This is a genomic window from Natrinema sp. CGMCC1.2065 (assembly GCF_051225675.1).
In the GTDB taxonomy this organism is placed as follows: domain Archaea; phylum Halobacteriota; class Halobacteria; order Halobacteriales; family Natrialbaceae; genus Natrinema; species Natrinema thermotolerans.
On the sequence record NZ_JBPJSJ010000016.1, the window covers coordinates 1 to 14,753 of the forward strand.

Annotated in this window: 16 protein-coding genes and 1 pseudogene; 7 read left to right on the forward strand and 10 right to left on the reverse strand. The window is 65.4% G+C overall.

Features of this window, described 5'->3' with window-relative positions:
- From ACSBP4_RS15235 to ACSBP4_RS15270, 8 genes and pseudogenes are all read right to left on the reverse strand, one after another.
- Positions 1-207 (reverse strand): annotated as a pseudogene (locus tag ACSBP4_RS15235) (cytochrome C biogenesis protein); the annotation flags it as partial.
- 1 nt (position 208) lies between these two features.
- Positions 209-739, reverse strand: a complete 531-nt coding sequence (locus tag ACSBP4_RS15240) for a TlpA family protein disulfide reductase (RefSeq protein ID WP_006648759.1) — start codon at positions 737-739, stop codon at positions 209-211.
- Positions 740-742: 3 nt separating this feature from the next.
- Positions 743-1,492 carry an SCO family protein gene (locus ACSBP4_RS15245; RefSeq protein ID WP_435552710.1) on the reverse strand — a complete coding sequence of 250 codons (750 nt, stop codon included), beginning with the start codon at positions 1,490-1,492 and terminating at the stop codon, positions 743-745.
- 148 nt (positions 1,493-1,640) lie between these two features.
- Positions 1,641-2,219 carry a plastocyanin/azurin family copper-binding protein gene (locus ACSBP4_RS15250; protein WP_435552711.1) on the reverse strand — a complete coding sequence of 193 codons (579 nt, stop codon included), beginning with the start codon at positions 2,217-2,219 and terminating at the stop codon, positions 1,641-1,643.
- Positions 2,220-2,443: 224 nt separating this feature from the next.
- Positions 2,444-3,874, reverse strand: a complete 1,431-nt coding sequence (gene cyoE / locus ACSBP4_RS15255) for a heme o synthase (protein WP_435552712.1) — start codon at positions 3,872-3,874, stop codon at positions 2,444-2,446.
- Between the two features lie 87 nt (positions 3,875-3,961).
- The gene (locus tag ACSBP4_RS15260; protein WP_006648763.1) at positions 3,962-4,225 is read right to left on the reverse strand and encodes a DUF2249 domain-containing protein; all 264 of its coding nucleotides are present in this window, start codon (positions 4,223-4,225) and stop codon (positions 3,962-3,964) included.
- Positions 4,226-4,292: 67 nt separating this feature from the next.
- Complete coding sequence (locus ACSBP4_RS15265) at positions 4,293-4,526, reverse strand: DUF2249 domain-containing protein (protein ID WP_006181573.1); 234 nt, start codon at positions 4,524-4,526, stop codon at positions 4,293-4,295.
- Between the two features lie 81 nt (positions 4,527-4,607).
- Positions 4,608-4,835 (reverse strand): DUF2249 domain-containing protein, encoded by a 228-nt coding sequence (locus tag ACSBP4_RS15270; protein WP_006648764.1) that lies wholly within the window; start codon positions 4,833-4,835, stop codon positions 4,608-4,610.
- 135 nt (positions 4,836-4,970) lie between these two features.
- Here ACSBP4_RS15270 and ACSBP4_RS15275 point away from each other — a divergent pair, with 135 nt between their 5' ends.
- From ACSBP4_RS15275 to ACSBP4_RS15305, 7 genes are all read left to right on the forward strand, one after another.
- Complete coding sequence (locus tag ACSBP4_RS15275) at positions 4,971-5,645, forward strand: helix-turn-helix domain-containing protein (RefSeq protein ID WP_006181575.1); 675 nt, start codon at positions 4,971-4,973, stop codon at positions 5,643-5,645.
- A 259-nt stretch (positions 5,646-5,904) separates the two neighbouring features.
- Positions 5,905-7,569: a 4Fe-4S ferredoxin N-terminal domain-containing protein gene (locus ACSBP4_RS15280; protein ID WP_373633655.1), complete on the forward strand. Its 1,665-nt coding sequence runs from the start codon at positions 5,905-5,907 to the stop codon at positions 7,567-7,569.
- A complete protein-coding gene (gene nrfD, locus ACSBP4_RS15285; RefSeq protein WP_006648766.1) occupies positions 7,566-8,918 on the forward strand; it encodes an NrfD/PsrC family molybdoenzyme membrane anchor subunit in 1,353 nt (450 codons plus the stop codon). The genes ACSBP4_RS15280 and nrfD overlap by 4 nt, the downstream gene beginning before the upstream one ends.
- The gene (locus tag ACSBP4_RS15290; protein ID WP_006648767.1) at positions 8,915-9,223 is read left to right on the forward strand and encodes a hypothetical protein; all 309 of its coding nucleotides are present in this window, start codon (positions 8,915-8,917) and stop codon (positions 9,221-9,223) included. Before nrfD ends, ACSBP4_RS15290 begins: the two co-directional genes overlap by 4 nt.
- Before the next feature lie 137 nt (positions 9,224-9,360).
- Positions 9,361-10,452: a P-loop NTPase gene (locus ACSBP4_RS15295; RefSeq protein ID WP_435552713.1), complete on the forward strand. Its 1,092-nt coding sequence runs from the start codon at positions 9,361-9,363 to the stop codon at positions 10,450-10,452.
- Positions 10,453-10,623: 171 nt separating this feature from the next.
- Positions 10,624-12,468 carry a hypothetical protein gene (locus tag ACSBP4_RS15300; protein WP_144240362.1) on the forward strand — a complete coding sequence of 615 codons (1,845 nt, stop codon included), beginning with the start codon at positions 10,624-10,626 and terminating at the stop codon, positions 12,466-12,468.
- 96 nt (positions 12,469-12,564) lie between these two features.
- Positions 12,565-12,891, forward strand: a complete 327-nt coding sequence (locus ACSBP4_RS15305) for a cupin domain-containing protein (RefSeq protein ID WP_435552714.1) — start codon at positions 12,565-12,567, stop codon at positions 12,889-12,891.
- A 3-nt stretch (positions 12,892-12,894) separates the two neighbouring features.
- Here the strand turns inward: ACSBP4_RS15305 and ACSBP4_RS15310 are convergent, their stop codons facing one another.
- Positions 12,895-14,019 carry an asparagine synthase C-terminal domain-containing protein gene (locus ACSBP4_RS15310; protein WP_435552715.1) on the reverse strand — a complete coding sequence of 375 codons (1,125 nt, stop codon included), beginning with the start codon at positions 14,017-14,019 and terminating at the stop codon, positions 12,895-12,897.
- Positions 14,016-14,699, reverse strand: coding sequence for a PHP domain-containing protein (locus ACSBP4_RS15315; protein ID WP_006648771.1), 684 nt, complete (start codon positions 14,697-14,699; stop codon positions 14,016-14,018). Before ACSBP4_RS15315 ends, ACSBP4_RS15310 begins: the two co-directional genes overlap by 4 nt.
- Positions 14,700-14,753: the final 54 nt, after the last annotated feature.

Genomic DNA, 14,753 nt, shown 5'->3' on the forward strand with positions numbered 1-14,753 from the left:
CGCACCGAGGACCCCCACCGCGCCGGCGGCGGCAGCGAGCCCGCGGGCGAGCGTCCCCGACAGCGGCGGCGCGGTCTCGTCACCGGTCGCGGCGACGTAGTAGCCGACGTACCCGGGCAAGAGCGCGTACGCACACGGTGAAAAGAACGTGGCCATGCCGGCACCGAGGGCGAACACCACGGTGCCGAGGAGTTCGCCACTCGCCATGTCACCCACCTCCGGCAGCGTCGATCGCCGATCGGATCTCGTCGGCCGATTTGCGCCCACGACCGGACCACGTGACCGTGTTCGATTCGTCCAGCACGAACGCGTACGGAACGCCCGAGGCGTCGAGGGCCTCCGTCAGTTCGAGATCGGTATCGAGTGCGACGGGCCAATCGCCGTCGTGATCGCGCCACCAGGTCGCGATGTCGTCTCGAGTGACGGTGTTCCCGACGGGTTCGCTCGTCGCGGAGACGAACTGGACCTCGTCGTCGACCGTCCCGTGGACCGCCGCGAGCGGCTCCATCTGGCTCTCACAGACGCCACACCAGGTGGCGAACAGTTCGACGAACGTCACGCGGCCGCGTTCGGGAACGCTGGCGGTGCCCGCGGTACTTCCGGGCGCGTCGATCGTCTCGAGTTCGATCGGCTCGACGGCGTCGCCGCTCTCGAGGGGGTTCCATCCGCCGACCGCGAGCGCGCCGCCGCCGAGGGCGGCGAGTCCGGTGACTCCCACGAGGACCTCGCGACGGCGCATCGGTCACCACCCCTCCACGACGGTCCGTGCGTCCTCGACGATATCGTTGCCGTCGGGCGAGCCGCCCGTGTAGGCCCGCTCGACGACGCCGTCCTTGTTCACGAGCAGGATCAGGGACGTGTGGACGAACTGTCGGTCGTGATTCATGTCATCGTGATCCGTCTCGTCGTCCCCGCCGTCGGACGACTCGTCGCCCTGCTCGAACGCGACGCCGAACGTGTCCTGAACGACGGCCTTCGCGTCGTCGGGCGTGTCCGGCCGGAGGAAATACCAGTTCCCAGCGTCGAAGTCGACGCCGTAGTCCTTGCCGTAGGCCTCGAGGACGTCCGCCGTGTCGTATTCCGGATCGAACGTCGTCGGGAGGAACGCGATCTCGTCCGCGTAGTCGCGATCGGTCGCATCGGCCTGCACTCGCCGCAGGGCGGCGGTCAGTCCCGTACAGACAGTCGTACAGCTGGTGTATATGAACGTCAGCATCAGGTGACGGTCGCCGGTGAACGCCGTGGTCGTGATCGAGCGCTCGTGGAGCGGTGCCGGGACCGTGGCTTCGGGAATTTCCTCCCCGTAAATCGGGTGCGGAAGCCCCGCTTCCTTGATCCGCTCGTGGTTTTCGGGCGCTGACAGGACGGGCCTGTCGCCGTCGCTGTCGGCGCCGTTCCGGGACAAACACCCCGCGACGGACGCGCCGAGGGCCGTCGCGCCCACTGTCTGCAGTACCGTTCGTCGATCGAGAGTCGGATCTGGGCGGTTCATGATAGTTGCTCCTTGCGGCTATCGGTGGTAAAGCGCTGTTCGGATTCCCGACCCGATAGAAATGCGCGAACATGTTCGCCAGGGGCCCACCGAGCGGCGCGTCCGACGGACGGCTCGAGGCGTGCCGGCCGACCCGAGACACCGTCGTTCATGCCTCCTCGAGTACGGGACGGGTTTTCTCGTTGAACAGTTCGATCGCGTTGACGACCTGTAACGGGAGTTCCGGCTGGGGGTCGGCCATCGCAGGCTCGTCGGCGGGGTCGGGCCAGCCGACGACGATGCGGCCCACGTTCCCGGCGACTTCGTGTGAGGTACAGACCTGCTGCGTGTCGACGTAATCGTAGACGCCCTCGGTATCGAAGGTGTGTTCGTACTCGGAGCCGACCCCGGTCAGTCGGTCGCTCCCCCACGGTTCGACGCTGCCGGGAGTTCGGTGAGGCCCATGGCTATCCTCGTGGTAGCCGGTGACGTCGTGGCGACCGGTCTCGACGAGCCACTCGACGGTCCCGCCGGGAACGACGTGGATGATCTGCGGGTCGAACTCGGGATACGGCCGGGAGTTCGCCGTGATCGTGACTGCCTCGGCAGGGGTGCCGAGTTCCCCGGCGTTTTCGGGCGGCTGCTCGTCATCAGACTGCTCGTCGCCTTCGGCGAGACAGCCCGCCAACACGAGGCCGACTGTACAGGCGGTCGATCGAAGGACGGTACGGCGTGAGAGGTGTGTCATGGGTCTATGATGCGGTGTGGCGATCGATCGAACTGGTCTCGAGTCGTTGCCCTCACGCTCGTCTAGCTGGGCTAGCCGGTTCAACCGGTACGACAGTTCTCGGGCGGTAAGAGGAGGGGCGTACATGTTCAGACGGTCAATAAAAAGAGGCCGTTCGTCGCGGCGGGACTCGGCATCGGGCGTTCGTTCGACCGTCGGCGACGCCCCGTCGAGGGCGACGCCGGTCAGCCCGCGACGACGAGCGTCTCGAGGACGATCGCCAGCAGGATCGCCCCGAGGTAGTAGTTCGAGACGTAAAACGACCGCAACGCGACCTCGTCGGTCGGCTGCCGGAACTGGCGGACCACCGACCGCAGGAAGACGGCGCCGAGGGCGACTGATGTGATGCCGTAGACCCAGCCTAAGCCAGCCACCCAGCCCAGGCCGCTGGCGGCCAGCAACGTTGCGCCGAGGTAGAACGCGATGTGGCGACGCGCCGCCGCGACGCCTTCCGCGACCGGGTACATGGGAAAGCCCCCACGCGCGTAGTCGTCGCGGTACGCGATGGCGAGACTGTAGAAGTGGGCGGGCGTCCACAGGAAGATCACCGCCGCGAGGGCGACGGCGGGGAGCCCGACGCGCCCGGTGACGGCGACCCAGCCGATGACTGCGGGCAACGCCCCTGCACCGCCGCCCAACACCGTGTTCCAGGCCGTGTTCGGCTTCAGCACGACGGTATAGAGGACGGCGTAGTACCCGATCGCAGCGAGGGTAAACACCGCTGCGAGCGCGTTGACCCACGTCAGGAGAACGGCCATCGACACGGCCGTGAGCCCGACCCCGAACGCCACGGCGTTGCGCGCCGGCACGAGGTCGTGGACGAGCGGCCGATCCGACGTTCGATTCATCCGCCGATCCCGGTCGCGCTCGTAGACGTGATTGAAGGTTCCGCTCGCTCCGATCGCGAGGACGCCGCCGGCAAGCGTCGCAAGCGCCGTCGACGGCTCGAGCGCCGCGCCGGAAAGCGTCGCCAGTCCCATCCCCGCCAGCGCGACCAGACAGAGCAGCCACATCAGTCGCGGTTTGGTCAGGGTCAGATACGCGCCGATCGTCCGTTTGAGCCGGGCGCTCCGGCCGGTCGGCTGCGGGGCCGTCGCCGGGTCTCCGCCCGCGTCATCGCCGCTGGTCGGCGACTCGGGCGTCGGCGTCAACCGGTCCGTCTCCTCCTCGAGCGTGCCGTCATCGAGGGTGAACACGAGCGCGACGAGGAGACAGGCGAAGATGGCCATCGCGAGCGCGAGGTGGACGGGGCCGGCAACCGACGGCCCACCGACGGCGATGGTCGCACCGAGGAGGACCTGAACGGGAAAGAGTACGAGCGCACAACCGATGAGGGCGGCCACACGGCGGTTGACCTCGACCCGGCGGGCGGCGAGCCCGGACGCGAGGACGAGGCAGCCGGCCACGAGCGCCGCCACGCGATGGCCCCAGTAGAGGAGAGTGTCGCCGGTGGCCGAGCCGATGATCGGATCGGTCGAACAGGTCGGCCACGCGCTGCAGGCGGCCGCACTATCGGTCGTCGAGACGGCGGTCCCGAGCGCCACGAGGACGTACGCCGCGATCACCGTCGCTGTCAGTAGGTCCGCGAACCGTCGTTGACTGTGTTCCGTTGTCATCCGTGGGTACACTCCCAGCCGTTATCGTCCCCGTTTCCGCGATCCCGCGACCGGTCAGTCGCCCGATCCGTCGGTCGCCCGGCGGCCTTAGACACGCCAGATGACCGTCACGACGTCGTCGTCGCGTTCGACCGTCTCGTAGCTGTAGCCGCGGTCGTCCAGTTTCGGGAAGAGGAACTGGGGAACGCGATCGTTTCGCTGGACGAGAACCGTCTCGTCGGGCAGTTCGACGAGCGTCTCGAGCGTCCGCTGGAGCGGCTCCGGCGGCCCGGCCGATCGGACATCGATCGTCTCCGTTTGTCGGTCGTCCGGTGCGTCGGTTCGGTCGACGATCGAGGCTGGCGATTGCATAGGTGTCGGTTCGAGCCGGTATCGGCTATCTCTGCTCCCGTACGTGTTCGGTCACCGGCCGGCTCGATCAGGCCTCTACTTTCGGGAACGTCGCGACGAACTCGTCGGGTGCGACCTGTTCGACCTCGTAGCCGTCGGCGTCGAAGCTCTCGACCTCGGCCTCGAACTCGTAGAACAACGGCTTGGGCTCGTGATCGTTGACGATCGTCAGCGCCTCGCCCGGCTCGAGGGCCTCGAACTCGTCGTGGATGGTCGGATGGCGGTTCACCGGCGGGATGTCCCTGACGTCGAGTCGCGTCATGCAATCCGTACTCGGATCGAGTCCCGCATCGGCATTTGCACGAATATGTTCGGTACCGGTTCGGAGGCGGACCCGCGGGGCCTACGCATGCTCGATGAGGACGTGCCAGACACCGCCCTCCCGTTCCCGACTCTCGTGGGTGAACCCGCGATCGTCGAGGACCTCGTAGAGCGGCTTCGGCTCGAACGGGGCGATCAGCCGGAGCCGTTGGTCGGTCTCCAGTTCCTCGAGGGCGGCCATGATGTCGTCGAACGGCGGTCCATCGATCTCGCGGACGTCGAGCGTTCGTTCGGTGGATTCGGTCGCCATCGGTTACACGTTCCGGCCGCGGACCGATGGTCGTTCGTCCGAACGTGTTCGAGCAGGACGAACTTCCCAGTCGGTAGGAAATGGGCGAACATATTCGTAACTACCGGGATATAGATTCGAACGGAACACGTTCGTATGGCCCAAGCAACACTCAGTCTCACGATGCCCGAGGAGGTCTGGATCCAACAGATATCGACGGATTACCCCGAATCGACCTTCCGGGTGCTGGCCGCCGTCCCCGGCTCCGAGTCCGGGTTCGCTCTCGTCCGGATCGCCGGCTCGTCGGTGCCGGAGGTGATCGAGGACATGAACGATCACCCCCAGCTCACCGAACTCACGCTGGCCCAGTGGAGCGACAACGAGGCGACGGTCCACTTCGAGACGACGGCCCCGTTGCTGCTGTTTTCCTCTCGAGAGTCGGGGATGCCCATCGAGCTACCGGTCGAGATCCAGGACGGCGAGGCGAAAATCGAAGTGACCGGTTCCCGCGAACGCCTCGCCGAACTCGCCGAACAGCTCGAACACTTCGGGCTCCAGTACCGGATCGAACACGTCCGCGAACGACTCCACGAGAGCCAACTGCTCTCCGAGCGCCAACTCGAGGTCGTCGTCGCCGCGGTCGACGAGGGTTACTACGACACCCCGCGGCGCTGCTCGCTGACCGATCTGGCGGATCACTTGGACATCGCCAAGTCGACCTGCAGCGAGACGCTCCATCGGGCCGAGGAGGCGATCGTCAAGCGGTTCGTCGAGGACCTCCCGGGACTCGACGACGAGGAGGAACTCGAAGAGCAACTCGCGACCAGCTAAGTCGGATCGTCTATTCGTTATATGTCTGTGCGCGCGATCCGAGTCTCCGATGCTCGGGCCAGCCGTCAGTATAGCACCCCTCACTTATAATCACGAACATAGTCGCATTGATTCTCAGCCGTTGGAAATCGGCTCGATGCTTCATCCGAGTAGGGTTGTGAGTCCCGGAGTGAGGATCCACAAATGAACGATTTGAAGTGCATGCCGTCGAGTAGCCCCGGCATGACACCAGTGTCATATACAGAGGTGTTCTGATCTAATGAGTACGGACGACGAATCATTCCACCCACTCGGTGAGGAGTGGGAAGACGAACTCGAGTCGATGCTCGACGATACCGAGTACGACAGCGAACTCGGTATGAAGATGGCCCAGGACGCGATGCGGGTCACCGAGGGCGAACTCTCCGAGGCCGAATTCCACGACCGCTACCACGAGGAGGTCATGGAGGAGTTCGGCGAGGACGAGCGCCCGACCAAGGAAGCCTACGAGGCGGCCCAGGAGGAGGCGAAAGGAACCGCCTCCAGAATGCTCGACAAGTTCGACGGCGACGGCGACGAGACCCGTCGTGAAACCATGAAGAAGATGGGGGTCGGTGCTGCGGCCGTCGGGATGGGCGCGTTCGGTACCGTCGCGGACGGCCCCGAACAGAGCCTCGCGGCGGAGAAGGGGCCCCGACAGGAGACCACCGAGGAGAGCGACACCCAGTGGGGGATGACGATCGACCTCGAGCGCTGTGACGGCTGTCTCTCCTGTATGACCGCCTGTTCCCAGGAGAACGACCTCGACCAGGGGGTCAACTGGATGTACGTGATGGCCTGGGAGGACGAGAACCATCACGGTGCCAGCGAGAGCGGCAATACCGACGTCAATAGCGACTTCAACCGACTCAGCGACTTCAACATGCTCGTGCGGCCGTGCCAGCACTGTACGGACGCTCCCTGTGAAAAGGTCTGTCCGACCACGGCCCGTCACACCCGCGACAAGGACGGCCTCGTCCTGACCGACTACGACGTCTGTATCGGCTGTCGGTACTGTCAGGTCGCCTGTCCCTACGGCGTCAACTACTTCCAGTGGGACGACCCCGACGTCGCCTACGAGGACATTGACGGGTTCGAGGACCCCGAGGATCCCGACGAGATCACCCACGCCAAGTACGAACACGGCGAGCGCTGGGTCGACAGCCGAGCGCCCCGTGGTGTGATGAGCAAGTGTACGATGTGTCCGTCCATGCAGGACGGCAAACAGGGAGAGGAGAAGGTCGGAACGACCGCCTGCGAAACGGCCTGTCCGCCGAACGCGATCCAGTTCGGGAACGTCAAGGACGAGGCCAGCGATCCCTCCCAGCACCGCGAGTACCCGACCAAGAGCCGCGCGGTGATCAACCTCAACACCGACATCCCGTCGGCCGACGTGGTCGACAGCAACGTCAGCGACGGCGACAGCCTCGAGGCCGCCATCGAGGCGATCGACAGCACCGAAGACGCGGACCTCGACGCGGACATGGTCGCGATCGCGAAGGCGATCGAAATCCGCAGCCGGGAGAGCGAGACCGAGCCCGGTGACGGGGAGAACAACAGCATCCTCGAGAAGCAACAGACGGTCCTCGAGTTCGTCACCGCGCTCGAGGAGTACGTCGACCTCGAGAGCGAGGAGAGCCTCGCGACGCTGGATCTGGACATGACCGACTCCCTCGAAGACTCCGCTCAGATCCGGCTCGAGCAGTACGCCGGCGACCCGAGTTCGTTCCAGCTGCTCGAGGACGTCGGGACGAACCCGAACGTCACCTACCTCGGGACCCAGCCCGGACCGGAGGCCCACCAGGTCGAGGGGCCGACCAAGTACGAGGACGTCGACCTGCTCGACAAGCGCCAGGAGTACCTTGACAAGGAGACGGTCGGACACGTCGACGGGGTGTCCCTATGAGTACGAAGGAGCCGACCGAAGCGGACATTCTCCGCCCGATCAACACGTTCACGAAGAAGTACATCATCCTGTACGGGGCCGCTGCACTGGGCCTCGTCGCCTTCCTGATCGCGTGGGCCTACCAGCTCCAGAAGGGGCTGATCGTTACCGGCCTCGGCGACTGGGGGAGCGGCGGTGGCTCGACGTGGGGCCTGTACATCGGCGCGTTCATCTGGTGGGTCGGTGTCGCACACGGCGGCATTATCCTCTCAGCTGCCGTCCGACTGCTCGGCATGGACCGCTATATGCCGATCGCCCGACTCGCGGAGATGACGACGATCGGGGGCCTCTCGGCCGCCGGCTTCTACATTCTGGTCCACATGGGTCGTCCGGACCGGATGGTCACGAGCGTCATCGGTCACTACCACATCACGGTCAACAACTCGCCGCTAGTGTGGGACGTGACGGTCATTACGGCCTACTTCGTGCTGTCGGCGACCTACCTCGGACTGACGCTTCGCTACGACATCAGCCGACTGCGCGATGATCTGCCGGACATGTTCGAGCCGGTCTACAAGATCATGACGATCGGCTACTCCGAGAAGGAAGACGAAGTCATCGACCGGATGGTCTGGTGGCTCGCGGCGGCGGTCATCATCATGGCCCCGCTCCTGCTCCACGGCGGCGTCATCCCGTGGCTGTTCGCACTGCTCCCGGCGATGCCCGCCTGGAGCGGTGGGATTCAGGGGCCGATGTTCCTCGCCATCGCACTGATGTCGGCGATCAGCGGCGTGATGATCATCTCCTATGCGTTCCGTCGTGCCTACGACTGGGACCACATCATCACCGACGACATCTTCCGCGGGCTGCTCCTGTGGCTCGGCTTCTTCACCCTGCTGTTCCTCTGGTTCCAGCTGCAGGCCAACATCAACGGCGTCTTCCTCGGGCCGACCAACAGCGCGGTCGCGGCCGAAGCGAAGATGGCCCACCCGCTGTATCAGATGGCGATGGCGATGGCCTTCCTCACGCTGGTCTATATCTTCCTGCAGGCGATTCGCCCGTCGCTGTTCAGTAAGAAACGGGCGCTGGTCGCCAGCTGTGCGATCCTCACTGCGACGCTGACCGAAAAGATCCTGTTCGTCGTCGAGGGGTTCCTGCACCCCACGTTCGACATCTACGCCAACACGCCCGGGACCTACTTCCCGAGCGCGATCGAATGGCTCTCGCTCGTCGGAACGGCCGGATTGGTTGCACTTTTATTCCTCAACCTCTCGAAGCTCGTTCCCGTGGTCGAACTCCACGCGGTCGAACACATGCGCGGCGACCACGAACACAGTGACGACGCGACCGAACCGGAGGTGGAAGCATGAGTTCAGCACTGGCACTCTCGTCGACGCTGCTGTACCACGGCTACGACGGGACCAGCGGCTTCACCGGCTTCGCCAACGAAGGGACGTGGGTGATCTTCGCGATCATCCTGGTTCCGGTCTACATCATGCTCGCAGCGTGGTTCCTCGGTGAACCCCGCGACACGAAGTCCGGGCTGATGGGCGTTGGCTATCTCGTCGGTCTGACGACGTCGATGTGGGTCGGGATGTTCATCCTGACCGTGCTGATCGGCGTCGTGTTCTACGGTGGCCCGCCGGAGCCGATCAGCAGCGTCGGCCCGCCGTAACCGAGTCGTATCGCGTTCGAACGTCCGTTCCGCTTTTCACATTTTTCTCGTGTCCGCATCCCGATAGCAACGGCTTCGATGGCCGAACCATCACACGTATCCCGTTCGATCCCCTTCATTCGTATCACACAGCCACTATGAGCATCACCGAACACGAACTCGAAATCAAACTCGAGGGGGTCGAGGACCCCGACATCGGCGAGGACATCGTCTCGCTGGGGCTGGTCAACGACGTCCGGATCGACGACGAGACCGCCCGGATCTCGCTGGCCCTCAACGCGCCGTATGCGCCCTCGGAACTGGAACTTGGCAACCGAGTCCGTGCCGTCATCGAAGACGCCGGCCTCGAGCCCGACCTGCGGGCACACGTCGACGAGGAACACGGCTTCGATCAGGAGGTCCTCCCGCGGGTTCGCAACGTCATCGCCGTCTCCTCGGGGAAAGGCGGCGTCGGCAAGACGACGGTCGCGGCCAACCTCGCGGCCGGCCTCCAGAAACGCGGCGCGATGGTCGGGCTACTCGACGCCGACATCCACGGCCCGAACGTCCCCCAGATCCTGCCGGTCGAGAGCGACCCCGGCGTCACGCCCAACGAGGAGATCGTGCCGCCGCGGTCCGACGGCGTCCGCGTCATCAGCATGGGGATGATGATGGAAGACGAGGACGACCCCGCAATCTTGCGCGGCCCGATGGTCAACAAGTTCATGATGAAGTTCCTCGAGGGCGTCGAGTGGGGCCGACTCGACTACCTCATCGTCGACCTGCCACCGGGGACCGGCGACGCGACGCTGAACCTGCTGCAGTCGATGCCAGTGACCGGGTCGGTCGTCGTCACGACGCCCCAGGAGATGGCCCTGGACGACACCCGCAAGGGGATCCAGATGTTCAACAAACACGACACGCCGGTACTGGGCGTCGTCGAGAACATGAGTTCGTTCGTCTGTCCGTCCTGTGGCGACCAGCACGGGCTGTTCGGGACCGGCGGGGCCGACACCATCGTCGACAAGTACGACGTGCCGTTGCTGGGTCGGATCCCGATCCACCCCGACTTCGGGGCCGACGGCAGCGAAGGGGCCCTCGTCAAGGACGACGACAGCGAGGTCCAGGACTCCCTCGAGGACGTCGTCGGCGAGATCGCCGACCGGATCGGCGAGCAGAACCGCCGCAAAGTCTCGGAGAACGTCTCCCACGAACCGACGAACAAGCTGCCGACCGAGACGGAAGACTGAGCGGACCTCATCTGTCGGGTGGTTTCGGTTCCTTCTTTCTCGCCCGCACCAAACCGTCACATGGCGCCCGATCGCGACCGAATTCCCACTAGCGTCTGCGAAAGCGAGTCCGCTCGCGGAAACCCCTCAAGAATTACATACTTTTTAGTAAGGAGAGGGGAATTTGACCGTATGAATCGGCGGCGATATCTCGCTGCTGTCGGGGCAGCAGCGCTCGCAGGATGCAGTGACGACACGGGTGAGGGGGGCGGTGATCCTGAAACCGAGAGCGATCAGACCGGCAGTGCGGACGGAACAGACGATGGGTCCGGTACACCACGGTTGGAGGTCGTCGACCTCGAGGCCCCGGAGCGATTGGCGATAGACACGCCCGTTCCCGTTCGAGTCGTCGTCAGAAATACTGGTGACCGCGCCGGCGAAACGGAACTCGACGTGACCGCCGGTGATCGACAGCGGTCGGAATCGGTCGCCGCCGACTCGGGCGAGACCACGACGGTCGAGATGGAGTTCGATGCGTTCGCTGCTGCGCGAACAGTAACGGTCGAAGCGACTGGCAGCGACGGCACCGACCCTCGAACGGCTGACCTCGAGATCGTCGAGCCAGAGCTATCGATTCGATACGATCTGGAGTCGACGCAGGTCGTCGGCGAGGACGAACGGGTTTCGATCACCGTCGAAAACCAGACAGCGGTCGATATCGAGACGGATATCTCGTTCGAGTTGGGTGCAATATCACGAACCGAGTCGGTCGGTCTCGATGCTAACGGGCAGGAAACGGTCGAGTTCTCGTATACGGTTCCCGACGGCCGCGGCACCACGACCGCCGAGATAACCGGATCGATCGACGGAACGGTTCGGACAGCGGACATCGAACTGATCGGCTTCTCCGATATGCTTCGAGTCAGTACTCGCGGCGAGCCGATCCGATACGATTGTAACTCCAGCTATAATTACGCGAGCGAATTCACCTGGGAACTCGAGGTCACGACCGTCGACGATGTCGATTTCACCGACCGGGAGGAACTCGAAGTCGGACTCGCTTTCTTCGACGGGCGGGGCCGATATCTGGGCGGTGCGACCGTCAGTGGCCCCGCTCCGCGAAGCGATAGCACGGCGATCTGGGAACTCGGTGCAACCGATTTCGTCGATAAAGAGCGCCACGGATACCCCGCCTGTACCTACGTCGATCGCATCCTCGACGCCGTCGACGGTAACGGATCGATCGTCGTCACTGACGAACCCGGAACGACGGAAACCGTCGAACTGTCGACTCCGACCGACGCGATCCGTGTCACTGATTCATTCGATCCGGTTCGACACGACTGTAATGACAGTTACAATTACGTCGGTGAATTCACCTGGGAACTCGAGGTGACGGGGACCGACGAGACGAGCCACACCGATCGGCCGGCCACCGAAGCGGAAGTCGAATTCTTCGACGGGCGGGGCCGATATCTCGGTGGGGCAATCGTTAACGGTCCGCTCCCGAGGGCTGGCGAGACGACGATTTGGGAAATCAGCGAGACCGACTTTCACAACGAAGAACGTCACGGCAACGTCGCCTGCACTCACGTCGATCGCATCCTCGATGCCGCCGACGGGGATGGTTCGATCGACGTCACGGACGACCGAAGAGCCGAAGAGCGCATCACGCTCTCCGAGCCGGCAGACGTCGTCCGTGTCACCACCTCGCGCGATCCCGTTCGATACGACTGTAACGATAGTTACAATTATGTCAGTGAATTCACGTGGGCGATAACCGTCACCACCGTCGGCGACACAGACTACACCCGCCGACCGGAGACCGAACTCGAACTCGCGTTCGTCGACCGAGAGGGAACGTACCTGGGCGGTGCGACCGTGAGAGGTCCCCTTCCCAAGCCCGGTGAAACGACCGTCTGGGAGATCGGCCTGACCGACTTCCACGACGAGGAGCGCCACGGGAACCCGGCCTGTACCTACGTCGACCGCATTCTCGAGGCGATGAACGACGGCGGCTCTCTCACCGTCGCCTGAGTGTGGCTGCGAGACGGAACGACTTCGATCGGGAAACGGACGCGTTCGCCTTCCCGGCGCCCCGGTATTATATTGCGAGCCAACGAACCGTCCCACATGCTCGATAGCTACGCCGAATCGATCGCCGACCTCGAGCCGGCCGACGGCGAGGTCGAGACCGCGGAACTGGCCGTCAGCGACGACGTCCTCGTGAAAGCCTTTGCCCTCGGCCCGGGGGCGGAACTCGAGGCCCACGACCACCCCGACAGCACGAACGTCTTTCACGTCCTCGAGGGGACGGTAACCGTCGTGCAGGACGACGAAAGCGAGGCGATCGAGGCGCCCGGCGTCGTCCACCACGAGCGCGGCGTCGTCCACGGGGCGAGCAACGAGACCGACGAGACGGTGATCTTCACCGCGAGCCTCTGTCCGCTGCCGTCTTAAATCTCAGTCGCGTTCGGTCGGCCCGTCCGAACACAGCGCGGCGACGTACTTGTCGACGTGGTCGTCGATCCGGCGCTTGTAGCCGGCCTGTCGGGCGAGGCGGTCGAGTTCGCGGGCGACGAGGCTGCCGTACTGGACCGCTTTCTTGTCCCGCTGGGCGACTTCGGCTGGGAGATAGTCGGCCGCGACGCGGCGGAAGCCGCGCTTCCGTTCCTCGGCGTCGGCCAGTAGCTCGTCGGGGAGCCGAAGCGCGGCCTCGATCACGGCGTCGTGGAGAAGCGGCGCGACGGGCTCGAGCCCCGTCGCTTCGATCGTCAACACGTCCCGCGGGAGCTGGTCGGGGAGGCTCCGGATCCCCTCCCGGACGGCCCCCCGAACCGTCTCGGCCGCGACCCGGTGGTCGAGTCGGACGACCTTCTCGTAGCCGCCGAACAGTTCGTCCGCGCCCTGCCCGACCGCGAGCGCGTCGAACCCGTCGGCGGCGACGCGTTCGCCGACCAGGTACAGCGGCAGGGCGATCTGGACGTCCATCGCGTTCGTCCGGCCGGTCGCTCGCACGACCTCCGGCACCGCCCGCTCGAGGTCCGCGGGCTCGAGGTCGACGACCGTCAGCTCGCGGCCCATCGCGTCGGCGGCCGTCCGCGCGGCTTCGACGTCGTGGCTGTCGGGGAAGCCGACGACGTACAGCGGTGCGTCGAGCAGTTCGGCGACCAGCGCCGAGTCGACACCGCCGGAGAAGGCGACCGCGATATCGCGGTCGGTCCCCAGCGCGGCGTCGGCCGCCGTCTCGATCGCCTGCTCGAGGGACGTGAGGGCGCGCTCGGGGGCGCGTGGCTCGGGATCGGGAAGGGACCAGTGCGATTCCGGCTGAGGAAGCGGCTCGTCAGCGGCTGCGGCCGCGCCGGCCGGGAAGAGGACGGGGTCCTCGAGCGGGGCCGGCTCGAACGCCCACGCCCGCCCCTCGTCCGCGGAGTCGTCGGCGTCGACGAACAGCGGCTCCCGGCCGAGGATATCGCGGACGAGGCGGCCGTCGACACGCCCGGCGAACCCGGTGCTACCGGGCAGCGGATCGGCCCGCTCGATGGCGTCGCGGACGGTCGCCGGGTCGCCGCGCAATTCGTCGGTCATCGGAGGATACTCAGAACGCGGCTCAGTCGTCGCGTGACCCCGCCGGCGAACTGCTGGACGCTGATCCGCCACGGCGTTCGCTTCCCCTCGACGGTCGTCCGGCCGTCGGCGATGGCCGCGAGGATCGCATCGGCCGAGCGCTCGTCGGCGTCGACTCGGGTGACCGCCTGCCCGACCATCTCGCTGATGTGGGCGTCGCTGCCGGCGGTCATCGGTAGCTCCCGCGACCGGGCGTAGCGCTCGGCCTGTCGGTTCGCGCGGCCGGTAAACAGCCGCGAGTTGTAGACCTCGATCGCGTCGCCCAGCGCGAGCTGGTCCCGGGAAATACGGGCCATAACGCCGTGGCGGGCCTCCTGAAACGGATGCGGGATCACCGCGAGCCCACCCTGGTCGTGGATCGCCTCGAGCGTCGACTCGAAGGAGAGTCCCGGCGGGACCGCCTCCTCGAGTCCCAGCCCCAGTACGTGGCCGGCCTTGCTCGAGATTTCCATGCCCGGAACCCCGACCAGTCCGTACTCGGGGGCCAGTTCGGCGGCCTCGAGGCTCGCGTCGATCTCGTCGTGGTCCGTCACGGCGATCGCGTCTAGCCCGACGGCCTCGGCCTGCTCCAAGATGAGTTCGACCGGGTCGCGACCGTCGTAGGACAGCGACGAGTGCGTGTGGAGTTCGACCGACAGCACGAGCGTACGTTTAGGCGGCCTGATCAAAAACGACTCGGTCCGTCGGTTGCGATC

What these genes read in the sequence shown, in the direction of transcription:
- ACSBP4_RS15245 (WP_435552710.1), bottom strand. Translation starts at nt 1,492, where the DNA reads ATGAACCGCCCAGATCCGACTCTCGATCGACGAACGGTACTGCAGACA.
- ACSBP4_RS15310 (WP_435552715.1), bottom strand. Translation starts at nt 14,019, where the DNA reads ATGACCGACGAATTGCGCGGCGACCCGGCGACCGTCCGCGACGCCATC.
- ACSBP4_RS15270 (WP_006648764.1), bottom strand. Translation starts at nt 4,835, where the DNA reads ATGGCGACCGAATCCACCGAACGAACGCTCGACGTCCGCGAGATCGAT.
- ACSBP4_RS15250 (WP_435552711.1), bottom strand. Translation starts at nt 2,219, where the DNA reads ATGACACACCTCTCACGCCGTACCGTCCTTCGATCGACCGCCTGTACA.
- ACSBP4_RS15305 (WP_435552714.1), top strand. Translation starts at nt 12,565, where the DNA reads ATGCTCGATAGCTACGCCGAATCGATCGCCGACCTCGAGCCGGCCGAC.
- nrfD (WP_006648766.1), top strand. Translation starts at nt 7,566, where the DNA reads ATGAGTACGAAGGAGCCGACCGAAGCGGACATTCTCCGCCCGATCAAC.
- ACSBP4_RS15290 (WP_006648767.1), top strand. Translation starts at nt 8,915, where the DNA reads ATGAGTTCAGCACTGGCACTCTCGTCGACGCTGCTGTACCACGGCTAC.
- ACSBP4_RS15265 (WP_006181573.1), bottom strand. Translation starts at nt 4,526, where the DNA reads ATGACGCGACTCGACGTCAGGGACATCCCGCCGGTGAACCGCCATCCG.
- ACSBP4_RS15275 (WP_006181575.1), top strand. Translation starts at nt 4,971, where the DNA reads ATGGCCCAAGCAACACTCAGTCTCACGATGCCCGAGGAGGTCTGGATC.
- ACSBP4_RS15280 (WP_373633655.1), top strand. Translation starts at nt 5,905, where the DNA reads ATGAGTACGGACGACGAATCATTCCACCCACTCGGTGAGGAGTGGGAA.
- ACSBP4_RS15240 (WP_006648759.1), bottom strand. Translation starts at nt 739, where the DNA reads ATGCGCCGTCGCGAGGTCCTCGTGGGAGTCACCGGACTCGCCGCCCTC.
- ACSBP4_RS15260 (WP_006648763.1), bottom strand. Translation starts at nt 4,225, where the DNA reads ATGCAATCGCCAGCCTCGATCGTCGACCGAACCGACGCACCGGACGAC.
- cyoE (WP_435552712.1), bottom strand. Translation starts at nt 3,874, where the DNA reads ATGACAACGGAACACAGTCAACGACGGTTCGCGGACCTACTGACAGCG.
- ACSBP4_RS15300 (WP_144240362.1), top strand. Translation starts at nt 10,624, where the DNA reads ATGAATCGGCGGCGATATCTCGCTGCTGTCGGGGCAGCAGCGCTCGCA.
- ACSBP4_RS15295 (WP_435552713.1), top strand. Translation starts at nt 9,361, where the DNA reads ATGAGCATCACCGAACACGAACTCGAAATCAAACTCGAGGGGGTCGAG.